Genomic DNA, 26823 nt, shown 5'->3' on the forward strand with positions numbered 1-26823 from the left:
TTTTAATCAAGGATAGCGCGTTCTTGCATCTGCCACATTTCGGTATAGTGGCTATTGGCAGTCAATAATTCAGCGTGCGTACCGCGCTCAACAATCTGCCCTCGTTCCATAACGAGTATTTGATCAGCATGAATAATGGTAGAAAGTCGATGCGCAATAATCAAAGTAGTACGATTTTTAGCTAAGCCCAACAACTCTTCCTGGAAAGCCCTCTCTGTTTTTGAATCCAAAGCAGAAGTCGCCTCATCAAAAATCAACATAGCCGGTTTTTTCAATAAAGTGCGAGCGATAGCTACGCGCTGCTTCTCACCACCGGAGAGCTTTAGACCCCGCTCGCCCACTTGAGTGTCATATCCATCTGGTAGGCGCTTAATAAAACCATCAATCTGCGCCGCTCTTGCAGCCTCATGGATTTCCTCGATCGAGGCATTCGGATTGCCGTAAGCAATGTTGTATCCGATGGTGTCATTAAACAGCACCGTATCTTGTGGCACGATACCAATTGCTTTGCGCAAACTAGTCTGAGTCACCTGAATAATATTTTGTCCATCTATTAAGATCTGACCAGACTGAACATCATAAAAACGAAATAGCAAGCGGGCTAAAGTGCTCTTACCCGCCCCGCTGCGACCTACTACAGCAGTGATTGTTCCAGCCGGAATATTAAAACTCACATCACGCAGAATTTCTCGCTTCTGATCATAGTGAAACGAGACATGCTCAAAGCGCACATCAGGGCCTCGCCCATGATTAGCAATTTGCAAAGGTTTGGCATTCGGAATATCGGCAACTTCCTTATCCGTATCGAGAAGCGAAAACATTCTATCCATATCGGTCAGGGCTTGTTTGATCTCACGATAGATAACCCCCAAGAAATTTAAAGGAATATAGAGTTGAATCATTAACGTGTTGACCAACACCAGATCACCCAAGGTCATCGTTTGATCAATCACTCCCAGCGTCGATCGCCATAGCACTAAGACTAAGCCAACGGCAATGATCATTTGCTGCCCTAAATTCAGGACTGCCAACGATTTTTGAGACTTCACTGCAGCAACTTGATAACGCTGAAGGTTTTGATCATAGCGTCCAGCTTCAAAAGCTTCGTTACCAAAATATTTGACAGTCTCAAAATTGAGTAAAGAATCAATCGCCTTTTGATTGGCTTTTGAATCCATCTCATTCATCGTGCGCCGAAAATGGGAACGCCATTCAGTGACCACTACGGTGAAGGCGATGTAGAGCACTAGTGCGACTAAGGTAATCACTGCAAACCAAATATCGTATGCATAGGCTAGATAGCCTAAGACCAAGCAAAACTCGATCAAAGTAGGCAAGATACTGTAAAGCGAGTAAGAGATCAGTGACTGTATCCCGCGAGTACCGCGTTCAATATCACGGCTAACACCGCCAGTTTGTCTTGCTAAATGAAAGCTGAGAGCCAAGGCATGTAGATGCTCAAATACTTTAAGGGCAACCTTACGAACGGCATTTTGAGTTACGCGTGCAAACAAGGACTCACGTAATTCTGTAAATAAAGAAGTTGATATTCTTAAAAGGCCATATGCCAAAATCAAGACTGTAGGAACGACGAGTAGGACCTGCGCAGAATCTGATTTGATATTTAAAGTGTCAATTAATTGCTTCATTAGAATTGGAATTCCAAGATTACTTACCTTGGCGGCAACAAGACAAGTTAAGGCAATCGCAACTCTGAATTTATATTCCAGCAAGTAAGGGAGTAAATCACGAATCACTTTCCAATCATTTCCCCGAGCGGCCGTAGGAGTTTGTGCGGAATAATGGTGGCCTGATGCAGGTCTCATGTGTCTACCTTAATTTGACGCTAAAAATAACTGCGAAATAGCTTGCCCATTGCTGGGTGAAAAACACAAGCTAGCAGCCTCTTGAAAATGCACCCACTGATAAGCTACATGTTCTCTGGGGGCAAGTGTAATGGGAGTGTCATCAGGCACCAGTAGTGAAAACCAATGCTCGGTATTCTTGATTACTCCAGGAGCATATCGATGACGCCACTGGGGATAAATCTCATAATCAATCTGATGATGCATGCTTTGCAATGCGTCTAAAGGTAAGAGGGCAACATTAATTCCTGTTTCCTCGTGCACCTCTCGCGCGGCAGCTACAGAAAGATCCTCATCGATCACATCAATACTGCCAGTGACCGATTGCCAAAAGTTGGCTTTATCAGCCCGCTCAATTAATAGCACTTCCCCATTCGATTTATAGATTACAACTAAAACCGAAATGGGGATTTTCAAAATACTGTAAAAGTCTTTTATTAAGCCGCTGGAGTCGTTTGACGCAAGCGAATATGCAATTCGCGTAATTGACGCTCATCAACTGGGCTAGGAGCCTGAGTTAGCAAGCACTGTGCCCGCTGTGTTTTAGGAAAAGCAATAACGTCACGGATCGAATCGGCACCGGTCATCATGGTCACAATACGATCCAATCCAAAGGCAACGCCTCCATGGGGAGGAGCACCGTACTGCAGTGCATCCAACAAGAAACCAAACTTTGCCTGGGCTTCCTCAGGACCAATATTCAATGCGCGGAATACTTTACTTTGCACTGCCTCTTGGTGAATACGTACTGAGCCGCCACCGATTTCACTACCATTTAGAACCATGTCATACGCTTTTGCTAGGCACTTACCTGGATCAGATTCAAGATAATGCATATGCTCATCTTTAGGGCTCGTGAACGGGTGATGGCAGGCCACCCAACGAGCTTCACCCTCGTCGTAATCAAACATTGGGAAATCCACTACCCACAATGGCTTCCAACCTGCAGTAGAAAGGCCATGCTCTTTACCCCAAGCAGAGTGCCCAATTTTCAAGCGCAAGTTACCAATGGCATCGTTCACTACTTTTTCTTTATCAGCACCAAAGAAAATAATATCGCCATCTTTAGCGCCAGTGCGCTTCAGAATGCCTTCAATAGCAGCGTCATGTAAATTCTTAACGATTGGGGATTGCAAACCATTACGACCCTCTGCTACAGAATTCACCTTAATCCAAGCCAAACCTTTAGCGCCATAAATACTGACAAATTGAGTGTAGTCATCAATTTCGCTACGGCTAATTTCTGAGCCTCCTGGAACGCACAGACCAACAACGCGACCATCTTCTTGATTGGCCGCCCCAGAGAATACTTTGAAATCGACATCTTTCATCAAATCCGTTAATTCGGTAAATTCGAAATTCACACGCAAATCTGGCTTATCTGATCCAAAACGTGCCATGCCCTCGGAATAGGGCATGGTTGGGAATGGGTTTGCTAGCTCTACATTCATCGTTGTCTTAAAAATATGACGGATCATATTTTCAAATAATTCACGAATCTCAACCTCATCCATAAAAGCAGTTTCACAGTCGATCTGAGTAAATTCAGGCTGACGATCAGCGCGTAAATCTTCATCGCGGAAACATTTTGTAATTTGGTAGTAACGATCAAAACCCGCCACCATCAATAACTGCTTAAATAACTGAGGAGATTGTGGCAAGGCAAAAAATTGTCCATCATGTACGCGAGATGGCACCAAGTAATCACGTGCGCCTTCAGGAGTACTCTTAGTCAACATTGGCGTTTCAATATCGATAAAGCCTGCAGCATCTAAGTAACGACGGCATTCCATGGCTACGTTGTAACGCAAACGTAAATTCTTTTGCATTTGCGGACGACGCAGGTCTAGAACTCGATGCATTAGGCGTGTAGTCTCAGATAAATTCTCGTCATCAAGCTGGAATGGGGGGGTAATCGAGGCATTCAGAATAACTAAGCTATGACAAAGAATTTCTACTTTGCCACTGGCGACGTCATTATTTTCAGTACCCGTTGGGCGGGCGCGCACTAGGCCTTTAATTTGAATACAGAACTCATTACGCACTTGCTCTGCTAATGCAAACATCTCTGGGCGATCTGGATCGCAGACAACCTGAACAAAACCTTGGTGATCTCTTAAGTCAATAAAGATCACGCCGCCATGATCACGGCGACGATTGACCCATCCAGAGAGGGTGACTTCCGTACCAATAAGGGCTTCGGTTACCTGGCCGCAGGTATGGCTTCGCATCGACATAACAATTTCCTATAAATCAAAAGTGAGGATCTGACTTAATAGCAGTCAAATGAGTTGGGTTGGAGGGCGGAACTGATCCCATAGAAACAATATGCTTAAGCGCTTCTTCAACACTCATATCTAACTCTATGGTGTGAGCACGAGGCACAATCATGAAAAACCCAGATGTAGGATTTGGAGTGGTGGGCAAAAATACATTGACATAATCGCCCCCTAACTTAGCAGCTACTTCCGTCGCAGGGTTACCCGTCTGGAATGCAATAGCCCAAGACTCAGCGTGAGGATAGCGAATCAATAATGCCTTGCTAAAAGCCTGGCCGCTTCCAGAAAATAAGGTTGAGGAAACCTGTTGAACACTAGAGTAAATAGAGCGCACGATCGGAATGCGATTCATGATGCGATTCCATACCTTCATCCACCACTGCCCTGCAAAACTAATTGCCAACAAGCCGGTAAACATAATGACGGCAATCACGATCAAGATACCAACTGCCGGTAACTCTCGGAAATGTTGCAGTCCTGGGGAAAACTGAATCGGAAATACAGCAATGATGGCATGCATTACAGACCCAAATACACCGTCAAGCAAGCCTAGGCCCCAGGTAATCACCCAGATGGTGACAGCCATAGGTGCCCATACTAGGATGCCTGCGATAAAGTATTTTTTCATGTAATTTTAAAGTGACTGCTGCTTGCGCTTCGCTTGACCTTTTATTTTAGCGGGTTAGGCGCAGTATGGCGATAACGCTACTAAAGACTCGAGCCAATCAGCAAAATGCCGGCCAAAAACCCGCCCGCAAACAATAAAGCCCCAACCAGCAAGCGATGAGTACGCCTTTCTTGCAGTAAAAGGCCTTTTAAGACTTCTAATTCGCCTTTTTGATCTCTTGATTGCACAGGGGGGCGCGACAAGGCCTCGGCGATTAAACGGGGTAAAGTTGGCAGAATTTGAGCCCATCCAGGTGCTTCAGCCTTGACTCCGTCTACCAAGGCTCGCCAACCTAGCTGCTGGCTGATCCATTTTTCTAAGATGGGCTTGGCAGTCTTCCAAAGATCAAGATCGGGGTCGAGTTGACGCGCAAGACCCTCCACATTTAATAAGGTCTTTTGCAGCAGCGTGAGTTGAGGTTGAATTTCTACTTTGAAACGTCGCGAAGTTTGGAACAAACGCATCAATACGATGCCCAAAGAAATTTCTTTCAAAGGGCGATCAAAATAAGGCTCACAAACAGAACGTACTGCCCCTTCTAATTCTTCAACGCGGGTATTGGCAGGAACCCAACCAGATTCGATATGCAACTCTGCAACTCGGCGGTAATCGCGATTGAAAAAAGCGAGGAAATTCAAGGCAAGATAGCTTTTGTCAGACTGACTCAGTGCCCCCACAATTCCAAAATCAAGTGAAATGAAGCGGCCAAATGTTTCTGGATCCAAACTAATCATGATGTTTCCAGGATGCATATCCGCATGAAAGAAACCATGCTCAAATACTTGTGTAAAAAAGATCTCTACACCATCTGCGGCTAATTTTTTAAAGTCCACTCCTGCAGCTCTTAAATCCGCAGTGCGCCCAATAGAAATACCATTCATTTTTTCCATCACAATGACATTGGTATGACATAGATCCCAATACATTTCCGGGATCATCAACTTAGTAGAATCCGCAAAGTAGCGTCGAAGTTGGCTTGCATTTGCAGCCTCCCTCATCAGGTCTAACTCATCATGTAAGTGAGTATCAAACTCAGCAACATTCTCGCGAGGCTTTAAGCGGCGGCCATCTTCAGAAATCCGCTCAATGATTTTTGCCAAGTCATACAACAGGGCTAGATCACCCTCAATGACTGGGAGAATACCGGGGCGCAAGACCTTGATGGCTACAGCACGACCCTCCCACTCTGGGTACTTCTCCGTACCACGTAAAAGACCAAAGTGGACCTGCGCTACAGAGGCGCTCGCTACTGGTGTCGCATCAAATTCAAGGAAAATTTCTGCAATCGGCTTTCCCAATGCTTTCTCAATGAGGCGGCAAGATTCTTCATTAGAAAAAGGTGGGACTTGATCCTGTAACTTTGCTAATTCATTCGCAATGTCTTCAGGCAATAAATCACGACGAGTCGAAAGCACTTGTCCGAACTTAACAAAAATAGGGCCCAGCGCTTCTAAAGCTAACCGAATTCGCATACCTCTGGGTAAAGCTTCCCCAGGCGATGTCCAGCAAATTATTGTTAACAAGCCACGACGGATTCCCGGCTTCAGAATATCGCGCAGTAAAGGTAACAAACCATAACGCCATGCAGTAAAGAAAATAAATGAAAGTCGGGCAAGTCTACGCACGGTGAACTAACCTTTTTTCTCTAAAAATTGAATACGTTTTTCCATGCGATCCACCGCATCACGTAAAGCGCTTAATTCATTCTTGCGAACCATAAAATCCTGCTTATTCAAAAGTATCTTTTTTTCTTCGCTGACGTACTCAACCACATTTTCTAGTAGATCTCTTACTGCAGTACGTCCAGATAATATGAGCTTCTGACTCTGCTGTACTGCAAAGTGTGCTGGAGCATCGCCAATAAAGCGCGCTAAATCCTCTTCATACTCCCAGCGAACCTGACCAGCGAGTCGACCTAGCAGCTGGGCTAGATCAGCATCACCAGTAATTCGTACTGCCTTAATAGCCTGGTCTCGAAAACTTCCAGAGCTGCCCATTAATGCAGTCAACGCATCTGCTGATATTAACAACTCCAAGGTGGGGCCCTCTACAGCTGATGAAGCCCTCAGCAAGCCCTCGAGTGTCAACTCAAAATATAAATCTCCTACAGGAAGTTTCAGTAGTATCACCTTGCCTGCATGCCTAGCTAACTCTGACATAGCCCATGGCTCTGCAGTCAGTACATGATTAATGCCACGACAGGCCGTAGCTGCTGCAATAGAGTGGGTTGTTGGAGAAATAGTGTTCATTAGTGTAAAAAACCCGCACAAGTGCGGGCTTTCAGTGGAAAGTACCTAAGCTTAAACTAACTGCTGGATACCCGCCAGTACCCAACCTCCTGGGCCCGTTACTGGCTTACTGAGATTCCAAACCTCAGTAAAGTTATTGGCAGGTGCATCGGCTTGCTCTCGGATCATGCCGGAGAACTGAACACTGCAGTAATAGGTATTGTCAGTGGTCTCAACGCCCAAAAGCTGAGCATTCAATGTTACTACCTCTGTTTGATTAGCGGCATCAGCACGACCTGAAAGATCTTGCTCAATCGTAGCAAACATCTCTGGAGTCGCAAACTCGCGCAAAGCAACTAAATCCATCTTATCCCAGGCTTTTTGCAAGCCTACAAAGTATTGTTTCGCATTTTCCAAAAAGGCGTACTCATCAAACCCAGGTGGCAAGGTCGATGCGAATGGTGCAGGCGCAGACTCGGAAGCGATGACACCAGCACCGCTAAAAGCATTGGCAGCCGGTGTAAACGCGGGCTCTTGTCTGGGCGCCTGATCCATTTGGTTACGCTGCATACCCTGAGACGGTACTTGTGGGCTACGGCCCGCACCGGAAAGGGCGGGCAACAACTTTCTGATGACAAACATTAATACAAAGCCTGCCAACACTGCTATCAGTAAGCCAGTAATCATGGAGGAGGCGGCATCGCCTAAGCCAAAATGGGACAACAGGTAACCAATCCCAAGTCCTGCAGCTAAACCACCCAAAATACCACCCATGCCTCCAAAGCGGCTGGGGGCCGCAGCAGGGGCTGGCGCTGGAGCGGCTGGTTGAGCCTGCTGCGCTGGTTTTGGAGTGGGGGCAATCTGTTTTTGCATTGGTGCACTTGGAGCTTTGCCAATACTTCTGCCGCCACCAAGGCGAGCGGCATCTACATGACTAATAGAAGCAAATAACAAACTAAAACTCACTACAACCGCTTTGAAAAAATGCTTATTCATCTTTTTGTCTCCTATGGAACTGCTTTAATTCTTAAGTGCTAAAAATATCAGGACTATTAGTATTTAATACCAATATGCAAAGCAACGATACCCCCAGTCATCCTATGGGTATCGACTTCATCAAAGCCAACAGACAACATCAACTCTTTCAGAGCTTGTGCATCGGGGTGCATACGGATAGACTCCGCCAAATAACGGTAACTTTCAGCATCTTGGGCGATCTTTTCTCCCAGCCAAGGTAAAACCTTAAATGAGTAAGCGTCATAGGCAGGCTTCAGAAAAGTATCGGGTTGAGAAAATTCGAGAACTAATACTCGCCCCCCTGGCTTGATTACCCTGCACATTTCTCCCAAGGCAACATCCTTATGGGTCATATTGCGTAAACCAAAAGCGACTGTTACAACATCAAAATGGTTATCCGGAAAAGGAATTTTTTCTGCATCAAATTGAACACAAGGTAGAGCAAGGCCTTGGTCTAACTGACGATCGCGGCCCACTCCCAGCATGGATGCATTAATGTCACTTAGCCATACTTGTGCGTCATGATTCTGACCCCAACCCGCTGCGCGAGCAAATGCCGCCGCAAGATCTCCAGTTCCGCCGGCAATATCCAAAACCTTTTGACCAGGGCGAACTTGGGCACGGGCAATCGTCACTTTTTTCCACAAGCGATGTAAACCGAATGACATAAAGTCATTCATCACATCATATTTACTTGCTACCGAATGAAAGACCTCTGCGACCTTCCCAGCTTTTTCTGTCTCATCGACACTCTGATATCCAAAATGCGTTTTACTCATCAGTGGGTACCGCAGGACTTTCCACCAGCTACATTCATTGGCGCATCTCGATCAACACCGGCGGCAGCTAATTTGTCTAAATGCTCTTTCCATATAGAGTCATGATGCTCACAGAGAAACTGAAGGTAGTCCCAAGAATACAAACCAGAGTCATGCCCATCAGAAAAGGAGGGTTTAATAGCGTAGTGACCAACTGGCTCAATATTGGCGATCAATACCTCTCGCTTACCCGTTTGCAAAGTCTCTTGCCCAGGGCCATGTCCTTGGACTTCGGCAGAGGGAGACACTACTCTCAGAAATTCAAACGGTAGACGAAATACATGGCCATCCTGATAAGTTAACTCTAAAACCTTAGAGTGCTGGTGTACCACGATGTTTGTTGGAATCATTAAACCAATACCCTTTCAATACCGCCTTGATTAGCTCTAGCAACATAGTCTTGCATCCAATCTGGGCCTAATAATTTCTGAGCCATCTCGACTACGATGTAATCTGCAGTAGTTCCGCTATCAGCATCAAAGCGGCTGAGACCCTGCAAACACGATGGGCAACTAGTCAGAACCTTCACTTCACCCGTGAAATTACCTTCGCGCAAAGCATCGGCACCCTTCTCCATTTCAATCTCTTTACGAAAGCGTATTTGTGTTGAGATATCAGGGCGAGTCACTGCCAAGGTTCCCGACTCACCACAGCAACGCTCATTCTTCTCTATGGCCTTGCCATCTTCTTGCTGTATCAACTCATTGACCGTCTTCATAGGATCTTGCAACTTCATCGGAGAATGGCATGGGTCGTGATACATATATTTAACCCCAGTCACATTTGTTAGCTTCACACCTTTTTCTAGCAGATATTCATGAATATCAATAATGCGACATCCAGGGAAAATCTGATCAAACTGGTAGCCCGCTAGTTGGTCATAGCAAGTTCCACAAGAAACAACTACCGTCTTGATATCTAAGTAATTTAAGGTGTTCGCTACGCGGTGGAAAAGAACCCGATTGTCGGTAATCATTTTTTCGGCTTTATCGAAATCACCATTACCGCGCTGAGGATATCCGCAGCAAAGATAACCCGGAGGCAATACTGTTTGGACGCCGACATTCCATAACATGGCTTGTGTTGCCAATCCTACTTGCGAAAACAAGCGCTCGGAGCCACAGCCTGGGAAATAAAATACCGCCTCAGTATCTGCCGTCGTTGTTTTTGGGTCCCGAATAATCGGCACGTAGTTTGCATCTTCAATATCAAGCAAGGCTCTAGCAGTTTTCTTAGGCAAATTTCCGGGCATCTTCTTATTAATGAAGAAGATCACCTGTTCTTTTATCGCAGGCTTACCAACAGTAGCCGGTGGATGAGCCGTTTGCTTACGGGCAAACTTGCGCAATACGTCATTACCTAAGCGTTGCGCTTTGTAGCCCCAGCCAATCATGACTTTGCGAGCCAAGTTAATCGTGTCTGGATTAGTCGCATTCAAAAAGAACATGGATGCTGCCGTGCCGGGATTGAATTTTTGCTGACCCATTTTGCGCAATAAATTGCGCATATTCATCGACACTTCACCAAAGTCAATATTCACTGGGCAGGGTGTCAAGCACTTATGACAAACTGTGCAATGTGCTGCAACGTCATCAAACATTTCCCAGTGTCGTATCGAAATGCCGCGGCGGGTTTGCTCTTCATACAAGAAGGCTTCAATCAGCAACGAAGTAGCTAAAATTTTGTCACGTGGACTATAGAGTAAGTTAGCGCGTGGTACATGAGTTGCGCAAACTGGTTTGCACTTACCGCAACGCAAGCAGTCTTTGATGCTGTCAGCAATCGCGCCGATGTCACTCTGCTGCATGATGATGGACTCATGGCCCATTAAGCCAAAGCTAGGGGTATAAGCCATGCTTAGGTCAGCATTTGGCATTAACTTGCCTTTATTAAATCGACCCTCAGGATCCACGCGATTTTTGTAGCTGCGGAAATCTTTTAACTCTTCTTCCGTCAAGTATTCTAACTTCGTGATACCAATTCCATGCTCCCCTGAAATCACGCCATCTAAAGAGCGTGCCAGCTTCATAATGCGATCAACAGAGCGATGTGCGTCTTGCAACATCTCATAATCATCTGAGTTCACTGGAATATTGGTATGAACGTTGCCATCACCTGCATGCATATGCAGCGCCACAAAAACCCGCTTGCGTAAGATCTTCTGATGAATGGCCTCTAGCTCACTCAAAATCGGTTTAAATGCCAAACCGCCAAAAATGATTCTGAGCTCTGCGCGTACCTCTGATTTCCAAGAAGAACGCAAACTGTAGTTTTGCAAATCCGGAAAATAAATATCCATCTGAGTTAACCACTCAGACCATCGCGCCCGCACATTAGCAATTAATTCAAGCGCCTGCTGTACGCGATCACCTAAAATTTCTGCGGTTGAGATATCGCCATCTTCTTCAGTTGACTTACCCAGAGGTAATGGACTCTTATTGAGAAAAGATTCAAGACCATCTAAAACCTGTAGTTTGTTTTTCAGAGATAGTTCAATATTGATACGCTCAATACCATCGGTGTACTCACCCATGCGAGGCAAGGGAATCACCACATCTTCATTAATTTTGAAGGCGTTGGTGTGGCGTGCAATCGCCGCGGTACGGGCACGGTCTAACCAAAACTTTTTACGTGCCTCAGCACTGACGGCTACAAAACCCTCACCTACACGAAGATTAGCCATGCGAACCACTTCACTAGTGGCTGCAGCTACTGCCTCTTCGTTATCCCCAGCAATATCCCCAATTAAAACCATTTTTGGCATGCTGTTGCGCTTGGACTTCGTCGAGTAACCCACCGCTCGTAAGTACCGATCATCTAAGTGCTCTAAGCCAGCCAATATTGGTCCACCATCTTTAGTTAAACCATCGAGGTAAGCCTTAATTTCAACAATACTAGGAATTGCTTCTCGGGCTTGTCCAAAAAACTCTAAACAAACAGTGCGCATATACGTTGGCATGCGATGCAAGATCCAAGTAGCACTGGTAATAAGGCCATCACAGCCCTCTTTTTGAACACCTGGTAAGCCGGACAAAAACTTATCGGTAACGTCTTTACCCAAACCTTCTTTGCGAAATTTCTTACCTGCAACTTCTAGTATTTCTGTTTTGAGCACACGTGTACCCGGCTCGCTTAAGCCATCAGACCAGGTTAATTGAAAGCGCACCTGATCGACTACATGAATTTTTCCCAAATTATGGTCAAGACGCTCAACGTCTAACCAGTTACCTTCTGGGTCTACCATCCGCCAACTAGCTAAGTTATCTAATGCAGTACCCCAAAGCACTGCTTTTTTACCGCCTGCATTCATGGCAATATTGCCGCCGATGCAACTAGCATCAGCTGATGTAGGATCCACTGCAAATACCAATCCGACACGATCTGCTGCGTCTGCGACACGACGAGTCACTACGCCTGCACCAGTAAAAATGGTCGAGACCTCATGGTCAACGCCTGGCAAGCGCTTACTTTTAACGCCATCGATTTGCTCAAGCTTTTCAGTGTTAATGACTGCTGACAACGCATAAAGCGGAATAGCACCGCCGGTATAGCCAGTACCACCGCCACGGGGAACAATGGTCAAGCCCAACTCAATACAGGCTTTTACTAAACCAGGGATTTCTGATTCGTAATCTGGCTTTAATACCACCAACGGAAACTCCACACGCCAATCTGTTGCATCTGTAACGTGTGCCGCGCGCGATACGCCATCAAAGCAAATGTTATCAGTCGCAGTATGCCGACCCAGAAGCTTAAGAGCACGCTTACGAATTTCTGCAACCTCTTTAAATCCTTGCTCAAAACGTTCTACAGCACCATGGGCAGCTTGCAATAAGATTTGCACTTGCTCAGCTGACTCGCCGCTAGATCGCTTCTTCACTTCGCCAAGGCGATGCCAGAGTGCATCAATGAGCAATTGACGGCGATTCGCGTTATCTAATAAATCATCTTGAAGAAACGGATTGCGTTGAACCACCCAGATATCACCCAACACCTCAAATAGCATACGAGCCGAGCGCCCTGTACGACGAACGCCACGAAGATCATTCAGCACACGCCAAGATTCCTCACCCAACAGGCGAATCACGATCTCACGATCGGAAAACGAGGTGTAGTTGTAAGGAATTTCGCGGAGGCGGGGAGAGCCCGCATCAGCGTTCAATAACTGGGTTAAACCTAAGGGTGCGTTCATAGCGTCATAACTGATAAATATACATTTTAATTGAGGAAGTTCATATTGGCAGGAAACCCAGAAAGTTATCGCCAAAAGGGATAAACCCTTTCAAATTGAAGGGCTTAGGCCTCATTCATGGTACGCTCAACAGATGGCAACGAACTATTTAAAGAAAATTTTATCGGCCCGTGTCTACGATGTGGCCAGAGAAACAGAGCTCCAGTTAGCCCCCGAACTTACCAAGCGCTTAGGTAACCAGATTTTGCTCAAACGAGAGGATAACCAGCCGGTGTTCTCTTTCAAACTGCGTGGCGCCTATAACAAAATGGTGAATTTACCCCCTGAGGCCTTAAAACGCGGAGTAATCGCTGCTTCAGCCGGCAACCATGCCCAAGGAGTAGCCTTAGCAGCTGCCAAAATGAAGTGCAAGGCTGTGATCGTTATGCCGCTAACCACTCCCAGCCTCAAAGTTGATGCTGTAAAGGCTCGAGGAGGCTCTTGGGTTGAAGTCATCCTACATGGAGAATCCTACAGTGATGCCTTTCAATATTCTGAGCTTTTGGAGAAAAAACGGGGATTGACCTTTGTTCACCCTTTTGACGACCCTGATGTCATCGCTGGCCAGGGCACGATTGCCCTAGAGATCTTTGCGCAACATCCAGCCCCGATAGATGCCATTTTTGTAGCTATTGGCGGGGGCGGCTTAATTGCTGGCATTGGTGAATATGTCAAAGCTGTAAGCCCAAAAACGAAAGTAATTGGCGTTCAATCTGTTGATTCAGATGCCATGAGAAGATCACTAGAAGCCAATAAGCGCATTGAAATGAAAGATGTTGGTCTGTTTTCCGATGGTACTGCGGTAAAGCTGGTTGGCAAAGAAACGTTTCGTATTTGCAAGCGCGTAGTCGATGACATTATTACGGTAGATACCGATGAAATCTGTGCGGCGATCAATGATGTCTTCACTGACACTCGCAGTATTTTGGAGCCTGCTGGCGCTCTAGCCATTGCTGGTATGAAAAAATATGTTAAAAAACATCGCCTCAAAAAGAAAACCTTGGTTGCCGTTGCCTGTGGCGCCAACATGAACTTTAGTCGCCTGCGTTTTGTTGCTGAGCGTGCGGATGTAGGTGAAAGCCGTGAAGCTGTTTTTGCCGTCACTATCCCAGAAGAACGTGGCTCCTTTAAACGTTTTTGTGAATTATTGGGCAATCGTAACGTGACGGAATTTAACTACCGTATCGCCGATCAAAGTGAAGCCCATATTTTTATTGGCATTGCCACACAGAAAGCAACGGATAGCACCGAGATTGCAAAACATTTTCGTAAGGCAAAATTTTCGACCATTGATTTAACGCATGATGAGTTAGCTAAATCCCACCTACGCCACATGGTCGGAGGCCGATCAGCCCTTGCTCAAGATGAGCTGCTATACCGTTTTGAATTCCCGGAACGCCCAGGTGCGTTAATGAGATTTCTGACCAGCATGGCACCGAACTGGAATATCAGCCTCTTTCATTACCGTAACCATGGCGCTGATTATGGTCGCATCTTGGTAGGGATCCAGGTACCCAAGAATGAGCAAAAACAATTTCAACATTTTTTAGCTAGCTTGGGATATCCGCATTGGAATGAAACCGATAACCCTGCTTACCGTCTCTTCTTAAAATAATGTCCTATTCACTCACTGGCAAACTGGTTGTAGCGATCTCCTCTCGCGCCCTCTTTGATTTTGAAGAAGAGAATCGCCTCTTCGAATCTTCTGATGACAGCGCTTACATGAAGCTGCAATTAGATCGACTAGGGAATGCTGCGCGAAAGGGTGTTGCCTTTCCATTAGTAAAAAAACTCTTAGCGTTTAACGAGGAGGGTGAGCAACGCGTTGAGGTCGTTATTCTCTCTCGCAATGACCCTGTGAGTGGCTTACGCGTCTTTCGCTCTGCTGAACATCATGGCCTTCACCTTGAGCGGGGAGTATTTACTAGAGGTCGCGCTCCCTATCACTATTTGCGCTCTTTACATGCCAACTTATTTCTTTCGGCAAATGAAGATGATGTCCGCGCTACGATTGATGCCGGGTTTCCAGCTGCTCGTGTTTACCCAGAATCAAGCAAAACCGCAGAATCTCACCCGCATGAAATCCGTATTGCATTTGACGGAGATGCCGTCCTATTTTCAGATGAAGCAGAGCAAGTGTTTCAGAGTAAAGGCCTGCTGGCTTTTGTTGATCACGAGAGTAAGAATGCTGCAATCCCTCTGCCGCCTGGCCCCTTCAAGCCATTACTAGAAGCACTTCATCGCTTACAGCGTACTACTAGTGAGCAGGGAATGCGTATTCGCACTGCACTAGTAACGGCACGCTCTGCCCCCGCACATGAACGTGCCATCCGCACCTTAATGGCCTGGGGCATTGATGTAGATGAGGCGATGTTCTTAGGCGGCCTTGCTAAAAGCGAGTTTCTCCGTGAATTTGAGCCAGACTTTTTCTTTGATGATCAAACCGGTCACTGTCAGTCTGCCGCCTCTGTTGCACCTACAGGCCACGTTGTTTCTGGTGTGTCCAATCGCCAAAAGCCTGAAGACCCAAAGAATTAAAAAATAAAGCACTGAAAAGATTAAAGAAAATAATAGTATGACGACATTACCTTTAGGCCAGCAATCGGCTTACCCCGATCAATATGATCCGAGTGTTTTGTTCCCGATTTCTAGAGCGGAGAATCGCCTGAAGCTCAAGCTTTTAGAGAATCAAACGCTTCCTTTTGTTGGTGTGGATATTTGGAATGCTTTTGAGTTAAGCTGGCTTAATTCAAAAGGGAAGCCCCAAATTGCTTTAGCAGAATTTCAGGTACCAGCAGATTCACCGAACATGATTGAATCTAAATCTTTCAAGCTCTATCTTAATAGTCTGAACAACGTGCGTTTTGAAGATGAGAGTGCCTTACGCGAAACACTGATCACCGATCTTTCTCGGGTGGCTGGCAGCAAGATTGCAACGCGCATTTTTCTCCCAGAAACAATTGCTAAAAAAGGCATGCAAGAAATGAGTGGTGTTTTAATGGATCGTCTCGATATTGAAATCGATCCTAGCTTGGCTGCTGATTCGACATTACTAGAGGTTAATGCAGACTTTGGACCTATTGAGCAATGTCTAGTGTCTCATTTACTTAAATCAAATTGCCCAGTCACAGGCCAGCCAGATTGGGCTAGCATTCAAATTCGTTATCAAGGGCGCCCCATCCTAGAAGAAGGTTTATTGCGCTACCTCATTGGTTTTAGACAGTTAGGTGAGTTCCATGAGCATTGCGTTGAAACTATCTTCACTGATATCAAGCGTCAATGTAAGCCAGAAAAACTTTCAGTCTATGCCCGCTATACCAGAAGGGGTGGTTTAGATATCAACCCTTTTCGCACAGACCATAATGCACCTTGGCCTGAAAATACACGACACGCTCGACAGTAGCCCATAAAAAAATCCCTTGTAGAAAAATTCTAGAAGGGATTTTTATTGGGCAAATACTATTTAAAACGGAATATCATCATCCATTGCGCCTAGCGATGCGGCATTAGAAGATGCTGGGGCAGAGTGCTCTACAGGCTTTGAGCGAGAATAACTTTCGCCGCCACCTTCACTGCCACCTACTGGCTTTCCACCGAGCATCTGCATAGAATCTGCAACAATTTCAGTGGAGTATTTTTCTTGACCACTAGCATCAGTCCATTTACGTGTGCGTAAGCGTCCCTCTACGTAAACCTGTGAACCTTTTTTGAGATACTGACCAGCAATCTCAGCAAGCTTGCCAAAGAACGCAACGCGGTGCCATTCTGTGGTTTCCTTCATCTCGCTAGTTTGTTTATCTTTGTAACGATCAGAGGTCGCTACTGAAATATTGGTAACCGCATCGCCGCTTGGCATATAACGCGTTTCTGGATCACGTCCAACGTTACCTACGATGATGACTTTATTTACCGAAGCCATGTTGTCTCCCGAAGAAAAATGATGCTATTAATGAATAAAGCTACGATGATGTCGTTGCAGTATCTACCACCCTAGCAGGCAGTTCATGCATCGACCAAGCAATTATAAGCCAGCATAAAAGTAGTGCTGCGCCCATGGCAAAGACCGATAAATCTCCCTGGCTATCCATCAACCAGCCCCCTGCTACAGCCCCTGTAAAGAGCCCAATCGATTGGGTAGTGTTGTAAACCCCTAGAGCAGTTCCTTTGGATTCTTTAGCAAAACGTGAAACCAAGCTGGGCTGTAACGCCTCTAGCAGATTAAATCCGACAAAATAAATCAATAAAGCGATGGCGATGGACATGACCGAATTAGCCCCAATAAAAGCGCACTCAGCAATAAACAATAAAATAATTGCCATCAGCATCACTTTACGTAATTGTTGCTTTTTCTCACCAAAGATAATGAATGGGGCCATTAAGAAAAAAGATAGGAGAACCACTGGAAGATACACCTGCCAATGCGCTACCAGCGGAAGCCCTGCCTGCACTAACAAACGGGGTACCACCAGAAACATGGCTACTTGAGTGGCATGCAAAACGAATACGCCCGCATTGAGTCGCATCAGTTCAGGACGCAAGAATACCGCTCTCAAGCTTGCCTGCTCAATTCGAGCTGTAGGCTTAGTGCTCGGTAAGACGTAGTAGGTAACAAGCATTGCCCCAACACCCAACAACGCTAGTATGACAAAAATACCGCTCAAACTGATCACCCGGTAGATCGGCGCTGCAATCACTAGCGATAAAGCAAATGAGAGGGCAATACTGCCGCCAACCAGCGCCATGGCACGTGTACGCACCTGCTCCCGCGTAAGATCGGCCACCCAAGCAGAAATAGCTGCTGAAACTGCCCCTGCACCCATAATTCCCCTGCCAATCGCAATCCAGAGTAAATCATCCTTTGCGGCGCAAATAAGAGCACCAGCAACAAATAAAGATAAACCCCATAGGACCACCGGCTTACGCCCAATGCGATCCGAAAGCCTGCCTAAAGGAATGTAAAAGCACGCTTGAACAATGTTAAAGATCCCTAGAGCCAGCCCTACCCAGAGCGCATGCTCGCCCCCAGGCAAGCCTCGAGCGTGAATGCTAAATACCGGTAACAGCAAAAATAAGCCCAACATACGAAGGCCAAAGATGCCTGCTAAGGCCAAAGTAGAGCGAAGTTCGGAAGGATTCATAGGAAAGGACTATATTAACAAGTTACGCTAAAAAATCATGAATAACGAAATTAAGATCCGCGGTGCGCGCACGCACAACCTCAAAAATATCAATTTAGATATTCCTAGAGAAAAACTGGTTGTCCTCACTGGGCTATCTGGTTCAGGTAAAAGCTCGCTAGCTTTTGATACGCTTTATGCAGAGGGCCAGCGCCGCTATGTAGAGTCTTTGTCTGCTTATGCCCGCCAGTTTTTACAATTAATGGAAAAGCCAGACGTTGATACGATTGAGGGCCTTTCTCCCGCGATTTCTATTGAGCAAAAAGCCACTAGTCATAATCCACGTTCCACCGTGGGCACCGTTACCGAAATTCATGACTATTTACGACTACTGTTTGCCCGTGCCGGCACACCACATTGCCCTGAACACGATCTCCCTCTAGAAGCGCAAAGCGTTTCTCAAATGGTCGATACGGTGCTATCGATGCCCGAAGATACCAAGCTGATGATTTTGGCCCCGGTAGTAGCAGAACGTAAAGGGGAGTTTGTAGACCTGTTTCAGGACTTACAAGCTCAAGGCTTTGTTCGCTTTCGTGTGCGCTCTGGCGGCGGCACAACGAATACCGCCAAAGCTGAAATCTTTGAAGTAGATCAACTCCCCGAACTCAAAAAGAACGAGAAGCATTCTATTGAAGTAGTAGTTGATCGAATTAAAGTACGTCCCGATATCCAGCAACGCCTAGCCGAGTCTTTTGAAACAGCCCTTCGTCTGGCTGAGGGAAAGGCCATGATTGTTAATATGGACACTGGTAAAGAGATGATTTTCTCGAGCAAGTTTGCTTGCCCGGTCTGCTCTTACTCTTTGCAAGAACTAGAGCCACGTCTCTTCTCATTTAATAATCCGATGGGAGCCTGCCCATCATGTGATGGCTTAGGTCACCAGTCTTTCTTTGACCCCAAACGGATTGTTGCTCATCCTGACTTATCACTGGCATCGGGTGCCATTAAAGGTTGGGACCGCCGTAATCAGTTCTATTTTAAGCTTTTGCAGACGCTTGCCAAGCATGGTGGCTTTGATGTTGAAAAACCATTCGAGACGCTCAATAAGAAACAACAAGATCTAATTTTGCTGGGCTCGGGTGACGCCACTATTCCATTTGAATATATTAACGAGCGCGGTAAAAATAGCGTTCGCGAGCATGCTTTTGAAGGTATTGTTGCGAACTTTGAACGTCGCTATCGAGAGACAGACTCTGCCACCGTACGCGAAGAATTAGCTCGCTACCAAAATGTACAAACCTGCCCGGCGTGTAAGGGTAGTCGTTTGCGTAAAGAGGCGCGTTTTGTGAAGGTGGGCGAAGGTAAACAGTCCCGCGCCATTTTTGAAATCAGTGCCCTGCCCCTAAAAGAAGCAAAAGAATATTTTGAAGTGCTAGCCTTAAAAGGTGCTAAACGAGAAATCGCTGACAAAATCGTGATTGAGATTAGCTCACGCTTACGATTTTTAAATGATGTGGGTCTAGACTACCTCTCCCTAGAGCGAAGTGCCGATACCCTGTCAGGCGGAGAGGCGCAACGTATTCGTCTGGCATCCCAGATTGGCTCTGGCCTTACCGGAGTCATGTATGTACTAGATGAACCATCCATTGGCTTACATCAACGTGATAACGATCGCCTCATCGGCACACTAAAGCACCTACGCGATTTAGGCAACAGCGTTCTGGTTGTCGAGCACGATGAAGACATGATTCGTGCATCAGACTATGTGATTGACATTGGCCCTGGTGCCGGCGTCCATGGTGGTGAGGTAGTAGCTCAAGGTACGCCTGCCGAGGTAGAGGCCAATCCCAAATCATTAACAGGCGCCTACCTATCTGGACGTGAGTGGATTGCTGTTCCCGAAAAACGAATCCCCGTAAATGATCGCTTCTTAGAAATTATCGGGGCCCGCGGTAACAATCTGCAATCGGTCCACGCACAAATTCCAGTTGGTTTATTGACTTGCGTTACTGGTGTTTCAGGATCAGGTAAATCTACCCTCATTAATGACACCCTACATCATGCAGTTGCGCATCATATCTATGGCTCTAATGCAGAGCCTGCAGCACATGATGCTATTAAAGGCCTAGAGCATTTTGATAAAGTTATCAGCGTAGATCAATCACCAATTGGTCGGACACCCCGCTCTAATCCAGCCACTTACACTGGTTTATTTACCCCCATTCGCGAACTCTTTTGCGGCGTACCCGCCTCTCGTGAACGCGGCTATGAAGCAGGACGCTTCTCCTTTAACGTCAAAGGGGGTCGTTGCGATGCCTGTGAAGGTGATGGCGTTATTAAGGTAGAGATGCACTTCTTACCCGACGTCTATGTACCTTGTGACGTCTGTCATGGAAAACGTTACAACCGAGAAACTTTGGATATTCGCTATAAAGGGAAGAATATTCATGAAGTGTTATCGATGACTATCGAACAAGCCCATGATTTCTTTGAGGCAGTACCTATTGTTAAACGCAAACTCAAAACACTTTTGGATGTTGGCCTTGGCTATGTCAAATTAGGCCAAAGCGCTACTACCCTCTCGGGCGGCGAGGCACAACGGGTCAAACTTTCGTTGGAGCTCTCTAAGCGTGATACCGGCAGAACTTTGTACATTCTGGATGAACCAACAACAGGTCTACATTTCCATGATATTCAGCTACTACTGACGGTTTTGCAAACACTGAAGAAGCAAGGCAATACGATTGTGATCATTGAGCACAACCTAGACGTGATTAAGACTGCTGACTGGATTATTGACTTAGGCCCTAAAGGCGGTGCCGGTGGCGGGCAAATTATTGCTACTGGGACACCCGAAGAGGTCGCTAAAAACAAGGCCAGTTTTACGGGTCATTACTTAGCGCCACTACTCGTTCGAAAGACACCAGCAGTAGCTACTAAAAAGAAAAAATAATTACAGAAACTGTTGAAGTTCGCTTATCAGAGCAATTTAGATTCGGCTAAATCAGTCGCTTCTGAATTGCCTGAAAGCACCAAAATGTCATTAGCCTGCAAACGTAATTCAGGGCTCAGCTCTAATTTGACGTAATCAGAGCCGCCTAACTTTCTTCTAACGGCCTGCACACTAACGCCTTCATTTTCAAGATGCAATTCATCGAGCGTTTTACCAATGCTGACAGATTCGGGTAATAAGGTAACAGAATGTAAGCGCCAAGATTCGTTAGACCCAAAATCATCATCTGCCGCACCTCGGAAATAACCTCGTAACAAACTATAGCGGGCCTCCCTAGCAGTAGTAATGCGCCGCACTACCTTTCGCATTGGAACGCCCATCATTAGCAGCACGTGAGAGGCCATCATTAAACTACCCTCAATCAATTCCGGAACAACTTCAGTGGCACCTGCTGCCTGAAGCTTTGCTAAATCCGCGTCATCTTTAGTGCGCACTAAACTTGTCATGCCAGGACGCAAACGCTCTACTTGGTGCAACACTTTTAGTGTCGCCGGTGTATCAGCGTAAGTAATCACAACAGCCTTTGCTCTTGCGAGCCCCGCCGCAACCAAATAGTTTTCTCTGCTGGCATCGCCATAAACGACATTATCGCCTGCGGCGGCAGCTTCTTTGACCCGCTCAGGATCCATATCTAAAGCAAGGTAAGGGATTTTTTCCTGATCGAGCATCCGTGCCAGACTTTGGCCTGAACGACCAAACCCACAAATGAGAACATGGTTTTCAGTACGGACACTTTTGGCGGCTACGCGAGTTAATGCGAGTGATTGCAATAACCACTCGCTCGAAGAGAACCGCATCGCAATGCGGTCACTGTATTGAATTAAAAAAGGTGCGCCAAACATGGAAAGCAGCATGGCAGCTAGTACCGCCTGACTTAATGCAGGATCAATTAAATCAAGGCCATCAATTTGCGTTAAAAGTACAAAACCAAACTCACCTGCCTGCGCTAGACATAAGCCAGTTCGAATAGAAATGCCTGGGCTTGAGCCAAAGGCACGTGCTAATAAAGCAATTAATCCAAACTTAAAGAACAGAGGACCAATTAACAGGAGCAAGACGAGAGGCCACTGCTGATGAATTACCCTAAAATCCAACAACATCCCTACCGTTATAAAGAAAAGGCCCAGCAGAACATCTCTGAATGGCTTAACGTCCTCCTCAACCTGGTGACGGTAAGGTGTTTCCGAAATTAACATTCCCGCTAAAAAAGCGCCTAACGCTAAGGACAAACCAAAGTGCTCTGTTAACGCAGCCATACCCAGCACGATCAGCAAGAGATTGAGCATAAATAGCTCTTGAGAGCGTAATTTGGTCACCAAACCAAACCAGCGGCTCATCAGACTTTGGCCAATAACAAAAATGAGGGTAAGGGCAACAGTAATTTTGATAGATGCCGTAGTCAGAGCAATGACCAGGTCCTCAGGATTCTTACCTAGGGAAGGTAGCAAAATAAGCAGAAAAACAACCGCTAAATCCTGAAATAGCAAAATACCAATGATGTTGCGACCATGCTCTGTTTCTATTTCAGAGCGATCAGAAATCAACTTAGTCACGATAGCTGTTGAGGACATTGCCAAAGCACCCCCAAGAGCAAGGGCTGCCTGCCAAGAGATGGGGTACGCCCAGTTCAGTAGCAGGCTAGCGGGAACCGCCAATAACATCGTCAAGATGACCTGGCTGCCCCCCAGACCAAATACGATTGAGCGCATAGCCCTCAATTTATGAAGATTAAATTCCAGCCCGATCGAAAACATCAAAAAAACGACACCAAACTCCGCTAAATACTTCACAGTCGCCGAATCATTGGCTAAATTTAGGGTGTGAGGACCAATTAAGACACCTATAGCTAAATAGCCCAAAATAGGCGGAAGCCCAAAATAGCGGAAAATAACTACTCCAGCCACTGCGGAGGCTAATAAGATGAGCGTTAATTGAAGGACTGACGGCATATACTCACCCAATGATAGCTAAGAATCGTGACCAAACCCTAAAGCTCGCACGCGATACCCTCACTATTGAGGCTGCTGCACTAATAACAATGCGTGATCGCCTAGAGGGCGTTAATGCGGACGCCCTAGTACTGGCCATAGATCTTCTGCACTCTTGCAAAGGCCGGATCGTCGTGTCTGGGATTGGTAAGTCTGGACATATTGCCCGCAAGATTGCTGCCACGTTTGCCTCAACTGGCTCACCAGCTTTTTTTGTCCATCCCGCCGAAGCTAGTCATGGGGACTTAGGTATGGTCACTCGTGATGATGTCTTTGTTGCATTATCTAACTCTGGTGAAACGGATGAACTCCTCACAATCGTACCGATTGTGAAGCGTACTGGTGCAAAGCTGATTGCACTTACTGGGGCACCAAATTCTTCAATCGCTAAATTAGCGGATGCCCATCTCGACACGAGCGTTGAAAAAGAGGCGTGCCCTCTGAACTTAGCGCCTACTAGTAGCACTACTGCAGCACTCGCTATGGGAGATGCTCTAGCCGTTGCTTTACTTGATGCACGTGGCTTTTTGGCTGAAGATTTTCAACGCTCACATCCTGGTGGACGCCTAGGGCGCAAGCAGTTGATGCATGTTAGCGAAGTCATGCGTACATTTGACGAAACCCCTAAGATTGCTATTACTGCCTCGCTACATGCCGCCCTGTTAGAGATGACTGCAAAGCGCATGGGCATGGTGGTCACTTTAGATGACGACAAAAAGGTAGCCGGCATTTTTACGGATGGTGACTTACGTCGATTACTTGAAAAAAGCACAAATCTCGATGGACTCTCACTAAAAAATGCAATCACCTCTCAGCCGCGAACCATTCCGCCCGAACTTTTGGCAGAAGAGGCAATTGAGATGATGGAAAAACATCGAATCAATCACTTAGTGGTTACCAATCCGAATGGCACTTTATTGGGCGCCCTCAATCTGCATGATCTATTTGCAGCCAAAGTAATTTAATCTACCAAGTCTATGCCAAGCGCCTTTACCCCTCACAAAACAAACCCATCAACCCAATACCCACAAGCCTGGGAGAGAGCTGGCCAGGTTAAATTATTAGTGCTTGATGTGGATGGTGTCCTCACAAATGGTCAAGTATTTATCGGTGAAAACGGTAAGGAGCTCACCAAAGCTTTTGATATTCAAGATGGGTTGGGAATTAAGCTACTGCAAAAGATCGGCATTGCGACAGCAATCATTACTGGGCGAAGCTCAAAGATGGTTCTTGGACGTTGTGAAGAGCTGGGTATTGAACATGTCCTCATGGGTGTTGAAAATAAAGCTTTAGCCTTAGATAGTATTTTGCAATCACTTGGGCTCAAGCATGCAGATTGTGCGGTAATGGGTGATGATTGGCCCGACTTTCAAATGATGAAGTCTGCAGGGCTTAAGGTATGTCCCGCTCAAGCTCATGATGCCGTCAAAGAAGCTGCGCATTATGTGACTACAAGATCTGGCGGTAGTGGTGCTGTGCGCGAAATATGTGACCTTATTCTGAAAGCGCAAAACCGCTACGAAGAATTACTTGATCAGGCCCGCGCTTAAGTTTTTTCTGATGCTACTTCACCCTCATAAAATTAAAATCAATCTGTTTCGCAACTTGTTGCGGATGATGCCACTAATATTGTTAGGCCTGATTACTTTGGTCACTTTTTGGTTAGTCAGGCAAAGTTCTGCGACAGATAAATCTGCAATAGAGCGTGTTCGCCTTCATGAGCCTGACTACATTATCAAAAATGGAACGCTCTCTGCCTTGGATGAGTTAGGAAATACCAAATACAGAATCCTGGGCAAAAAAGTAATCCACTACGATGATGATGCTTCTATTGACATTGAAACTCCACGGATGCGCCTCTTCCCTCCGGAAAAGTCACCAGTCACTGTAAAGGCAGATCTCGGTCATCTTGATGGTGATCTGACTATTCTGGATCTACTGAATAACGCTGAAATTTTTCGCCCTGCTCAAACTGTATCGGGCTCTGAGCCGGCAAGACCGCGCATGCTAGCCCGCTCCGCCTCATTCAAGGTATTTATTAATGACGATGTGATCGAAACGGACAAGCCGATTACCTTGGAACAAGGTGTATCCGTGCTGCACTCGAATGATGGCGGTATTTTCAATAATATTGAGCAAAGTATGACGCTTTCTGGGAATGTGAAGGGACGTATTGAGCGCATTCAATCAGGGGCGCAGCCATGAAGCTCCTGAAGATCATGTCAGTAGCCAAAATAATCGCTACCCTTTTAATATTACTTAGCTTTTCCATCCCAAGCGCCTATGCTGAAAAAGCAGATCAAGATAAGCCAATTGTCTTAGAGGCTGAGAAAGTCTCCGTCAATGATGTACAACAGATTTATGACCTAGAGGGGGAGGTACTCCTTACTAAAGGTAGCATCCTTATTAAAGGTGAAAAAGGAAATATCAAAGTAGATCCTGAAGGCTATGAGTATGTTGATGTGCAAGGTAATACTCAATCTACTGCCAGCTTTAGACAAAGGCGGGAAGGACCTACGGATGAGTTTATGCAAGGGAGCGGTCAAGGCGTTCTCTATAACGCAAAAACTGAGTTACTCACATTGACTGGTGATGCAAGCTTAAAACGCCTTTTGAACATGCAAATGCTTGACCAATTGCGGGGATGGAAAATTGACTATGATGATGTTCAGCAAGCTTATAAAGTCTACCCGCCACCTAATGCTAATGCAGCAGACTTACCTCTTGCCAGAGCAATCCTTTCACCACGAAGAAAAGCTACACTAGAGAAATGACCACGGATTCCAGTAAACAGCAAAAGACCCCAACGCTAAGCGCTCAACACCTTCAAAAACGCTATGGCTCACGCACGGTAGTAAAAAATGTGTCAATCGAGGTGAAGTGTGGTGAAGTCGTTGGATTGCTCGGCCCTAATGGAGCTGGTAAAACTACTTCGTTTTACATGATTGTGGGATTGGTGCCTCTGGATGGAGGAGGCATCATTCTGGATGGTACTGATATCACCCATCTACCTATTCATGAGCGGGCCCGTATGGGCCTGTCCTATCTTCCCCAAGAAGCCTCTGTTTTTAGAAAGCTTAATGTCGCTGAAAATATTCAGGCTGTGCTGGAGTTACAAGTTCAGGCTGGCAAGCGTTTAAGTAAGGCTGAGATTGAACACCGCCTTGACGAGTTGTTGAGTGAACTACAAATTACCCATTTACGTAATAACCCCGCACTCTCGTTATCTGGGGGAGAGCGTCGACGAGTAGAAATAGCCCGAGCACTTGCTTCACAACCGAAGTTCATTCTGCTTGATGAGCCCTTTGCTGGTGTCGACCCTATTGCCGTTGGAGAAATTCAACGAATTGTGCGTTTCTTGAGAGATCGTCAGATTGGCGTCCTCATCACAGATCACAATGTTCGAGAGACTCTGGGTATTTGTGACCATGCTTACATCATTAGCGAAGGTAGCGTACTGGCTGCTGGAAAACCCGATGACATTATTGAAAACGATGCCGTCAGAAGAGTCTATCTAGGCGAAAACTTCCGTATGTAAGATGGTCTCGATGTATTTGAGTCATTAAAAACATTTATTTAATAGAAATACTCGATACCCCC

22 protein-coding genes are annotated in these 26823 nt (G+C 46.1%); 9 read left to right on the forward strand and 13 right to left on the reverse strand.

The features are described from left to right. Window positions 1–2: 2 nt before the first annotated feature. The 10 genes from B0G85_RS07150 to B0G85_RS07195 form a co-directional block, all read right to left on the reverse strand. Window positions 3–1826: an ABCB family ABC transporter ATP-binding protein/permease gene (locus B0G85_RS07150; protein WP_100379760.1), complete on the reverse strand. Its 1824-nt coding sequence runs from the start codon at window positions 1824–1826 to the stop codon at window positions 3–5. Window positions 1827–1835: 9 nt separating this feature from the next. Next, window positions 1836–2282: a dihydroneopterin triphosphate diphosphatase gene (gene nudB / locus B0G85_RS07155; RefSeq protein WP_100379761.1), complete on the reverse strand. Its 447-nt coding sequence runs from the start codon at window positions 2280–2282 to the stop codon at window positions 1836–1838. A gap of 20 nt (window positions 2283–2302) precedes the next feature. Continuing rightward, entirely contained in the window at window positions 2303–4102 is a 1800-nt protein-coding gene (gene aspS, locus B0G85_RS07160; RefSeq protein ID WP_100379762.1) for an aspartate--tRNA ligase, read from the reverse strand. Window positions 4103–4118: 16 nt separating this feature from the next. Next, window positions 4119–4772 (reverse strand): DUF502 domain-containing protein, encoded by a 654-nt coding sequence (locus B0G85_RS07165; RefSeq protein ID WP_100379763.1) that lies wholly within the window; start codon window positions 4770–4772, stop codon window positions 4119–4121. A gap of 80 nt (window positions 4773–4852) precedes the next feature. After that, window positions 4853–6436: a ubiquinone biosynthesis regulatory protein kinase UbiB gene (gene ubiB / locus B0G85_RS07170; protein ID WP_100379764.1), complete on the reverse strand. Its 1584-nt coding sequence runs from the start codon at window positions 6434–6436 to the stop codon at window positions 4853–4855. Window positions 6437–6442: 6 nt separating this feature from the next. After that, window positions 6443–7060, reverse strand: coding sequence for a ubiquinone biosynthesis accessory factor UbiJ (locus B0G85_RS07175; RefSeq protein ID WP_100379765.1), 618 nt, complete (start codon window positions 7058–7060; stop codon window positions 6443–6445). A gap of 51 nt (window positions 7061–7111) precedes the next feature. Then, window positions 7112–8035, reverse strand: coding sequence for a Tim44 domain-containing protein (locus B0G85_RS07180; RefSeq protein WP_100379766.1), 924 nt, complete (start codon window positions 8033–8035; stop codon window positions 7112–7114). Window positions 8036–8091: 56 nt separating this feature from the next. Then, window positions 8092–8835 (reverse strand): bifunctional demethylmenaquinone methyltransferase/2-methoxy-6-polyprenyl-1,4-benzoquinol methylase UbiE, encoded by a 744-nt coding sequence (gene ubiE / locus B0G85_RS07185; RefSeq protein ID WP_100379767.1) that lies wholly within the window; start codon window positions 8833–8835, stop codon window positions 8092–8094. Beyond that, the gene (locus B0G85_RS07190) at window positions 8835–9224 is read right to left on the reverse strand and encodes a gamma-butyrobetaine hydroxylase family protein (RefSeq protein WP_100379768.1); all 390 of its coding nucleotides are present in this window, start codon (window positions 9222–9224) and stop codon (window positions 8835–8837) included. The genes ubiE and B0G85_RS07190 overlap by 1 nt, the downstream gene beginning before the upstream one ends. Then, the gene (locus tag B0G85_RS07195; RefSeq protein ID WP_100379769.1) at window positions 9224–13066 is read right to left on the reverse strand and encodes a DUF3683 domain-containing protein; all 3843 of its coding nucleotides are present in this window, start codon (window positions 13064–13066) and stop codon (window positions 9224–9226) included. Before B0G85_RS07195 ends, B0G85_RS07190 begins: the two co-directional genes overlap by 1 nt. Before the next feature lie 133 nt (window positions 13067–13199). On the opposite strand from B0G85_RS07195, the gene ilvA reads away from it, so the two are divergent. From ilvA to queF, 3 genes are read left to right on the forward strand one after another with little or no spacing between them, the layout of a single operon-like run. Beyond that, window positions 13200–14720 carry a threonine ammonia-lyase, biosynthetic gene (ilvA, locus tag B0G85_RS07200; RefSeq protein WP_100379770.1) on the forward strand — a complete coding sequence of 507 codons (1521 nt, stop codon included), beginning with the start codon at window positions 13200–13202 and terminating at the stop codon, window positions 14718–14720. Further along, on the forward strand, window positions 14720–15643 hold the full coding sequence (locus B0G85_RS07205) for a 5'-nucleotidase (RefSeq protein ID WP_100379771.1): 924 nt from the start codon (window positions 14720–14722) through the stop codon (window positions 15641–15643). The genes ilvA and B0G85_RS07205 overlap by 1 nt, the downstream gene beginning before the upstream one ends. 37 nt (window positions 15644–15680) lie before the next feature. After that, complete coding sequence (queF, locus tag B0G85_RS07210; protein ID WP_100379772.1) at window positions 15681–16508, forward strand: NADPH-dependent 7-cyano-7-deazaguanine reductase QueF; 828 nt, start codon at window positions 15681–15683, stop codon at window positions 16506–16508. 60 nt (window positions 16509–16568) lie between these two features. Here the strand turns inward: queF and ssb are convergent, their stop codons facing one another. Both ssb and B0G85_RS07220 read right to left on the reverse strand, forming a co-directional pair. Then, window positions 16569–17024 carry a single-stranded DNA-binding protein gene (gene ssb, locus B0G85_RS07215; protein ID WP_100379773.1) on the reverse strand — a complete coding sequence of 152 codons (456 nt, stop codon included), beginning with the start codon at window positions 17022–17024 and terminating at the stop codon, window positions 16569–16571. 40 nt (window positions 17025–17064) lie between these two features. Then, window positions 17065–18243, reverse strand: a complete 1179-nt coding sequence (locus B0G85_RS07220; RefSeq protein ID WP_100379774.1) for an MFS transporter — start codon at window positions 18241–18243, stop codon at window positions 17065–17067. A 37-nt stretch (window positions 18244–18280) separates the two neighbouring features. Between B0G85_RS07220 and uvrA the strand changes: the two genes are divergently transcribed. Further along, on the forward strand, window positions 18281–21175 hold the full coding sequence (uvrA, locus tag B0G85_RS07225) for an excinuclease ABC subunit UvrA (RefSeq protein WP_100379775.1): 2895 nt from the start codon (window positions 18281–18283) through the stop codon (window positions 21173–21175). A 26-nt stretch (window positions 21176–21201) separates the two neighbouring features. On the opposite strand, the gene B0G85_RS07230 is transcribed toward uvrA, so the two are convergent. Then, entirely contained in the window at window positions 21202–23184 is a 1983-nt protein-coding gene (locus B0G85_RS07230; protein ID WP_100379946.1) for a monovalent cation:proton antiporter family protein, read from the reverse strand. An 11-nt stretch (window positions 23185–23195) separates the two neighbouring features. Between B0G85_RS07230 and B0G85_RS07235 the strand changes: the two genes are divergently transcribed. The 5 genes from B0G85_RS07235 to lptB all read left to right on the forward strand — a co-directional run bounded on the left by B0G85_RS07235 (window position 23196) and on the right by lptB (window position 26761). Next, the gene (locus B0G85_RS07235) at window positions 23196–24188 is read left to right on the forward strand and encodes a KpsF/GutQ family sugar-phosphate isomerase (RefSeq protein ID WP_100379776.1); all 993 of its coding nucleotides are present in this window, start codon (window positions 23196–23198) and stop codon (window positions 24186–24188) included. A gap of 12 nt (window positions 24189–24200) precedes the next feature. Beyond that, a complete protein-coding gene (locus B0G85_RS07240) occupies window positions 24201–24773 on the forward strand; it encodes a KdsC family phosphatase (protein WP_100379777.1) in 573 nt (190 codons plus the stop codon). Between the two features lie 64 nt (window positions 24774–24837). Next, on the forward strand, window positions 24838–25428 hold the full coding sequence (lptC, locus tag B0G85_RS07245; RefSeq protein ID WP_232725980.1) for an LPS export ABC transporter periplasmic protein LptC: 591 nt from the start codon (window positions 24838–24840) through the stop codon (window positions 25426–25428). Next, window positions 25425–25997 carry a lipopolysaccharide transport periplasmic protein LptA gene (gene lptA / locus B0G85_RS07250; protein ID WP_198508753.1) on the forward strand — a complete coding sequence of 191 codons (573 nt, stop codon included), beginning with the start codon at window positions 25425–25427 and terminating at the stop codon, window positions 25995–25997. The genes lptC and lptA overlap by 4 nt, the downstream gene beginning before the upstream one ends. Continuing rightward, window positions 25994–26761, forward strand: a complete 768-nt coding sequence (lptB, locus tag B0G85_RS07255; RefSeq protein WP_100379779.1) for an LPS export ABC transporter ATP-binding protein — start codon at window positions 25994–25996, stop codon at window positions 26759–26761. The genes lptA and lptB overlap by 4 nt, the downstream gene beginning before the upstream one ends. The last annotated feature ends 62 nt before the right edge of the window (window positions 26762–26823 follow it).

Source organism: Polynucleobacter brandtiae (assembly GCF_002797575.1).
GTDB lineage: Bacteria > Pseudomonadota > Gammaproteobacteria > Burkholderiales > Burkholderiaceae > Polynucleobacter > Polynucleobacter brandtiae.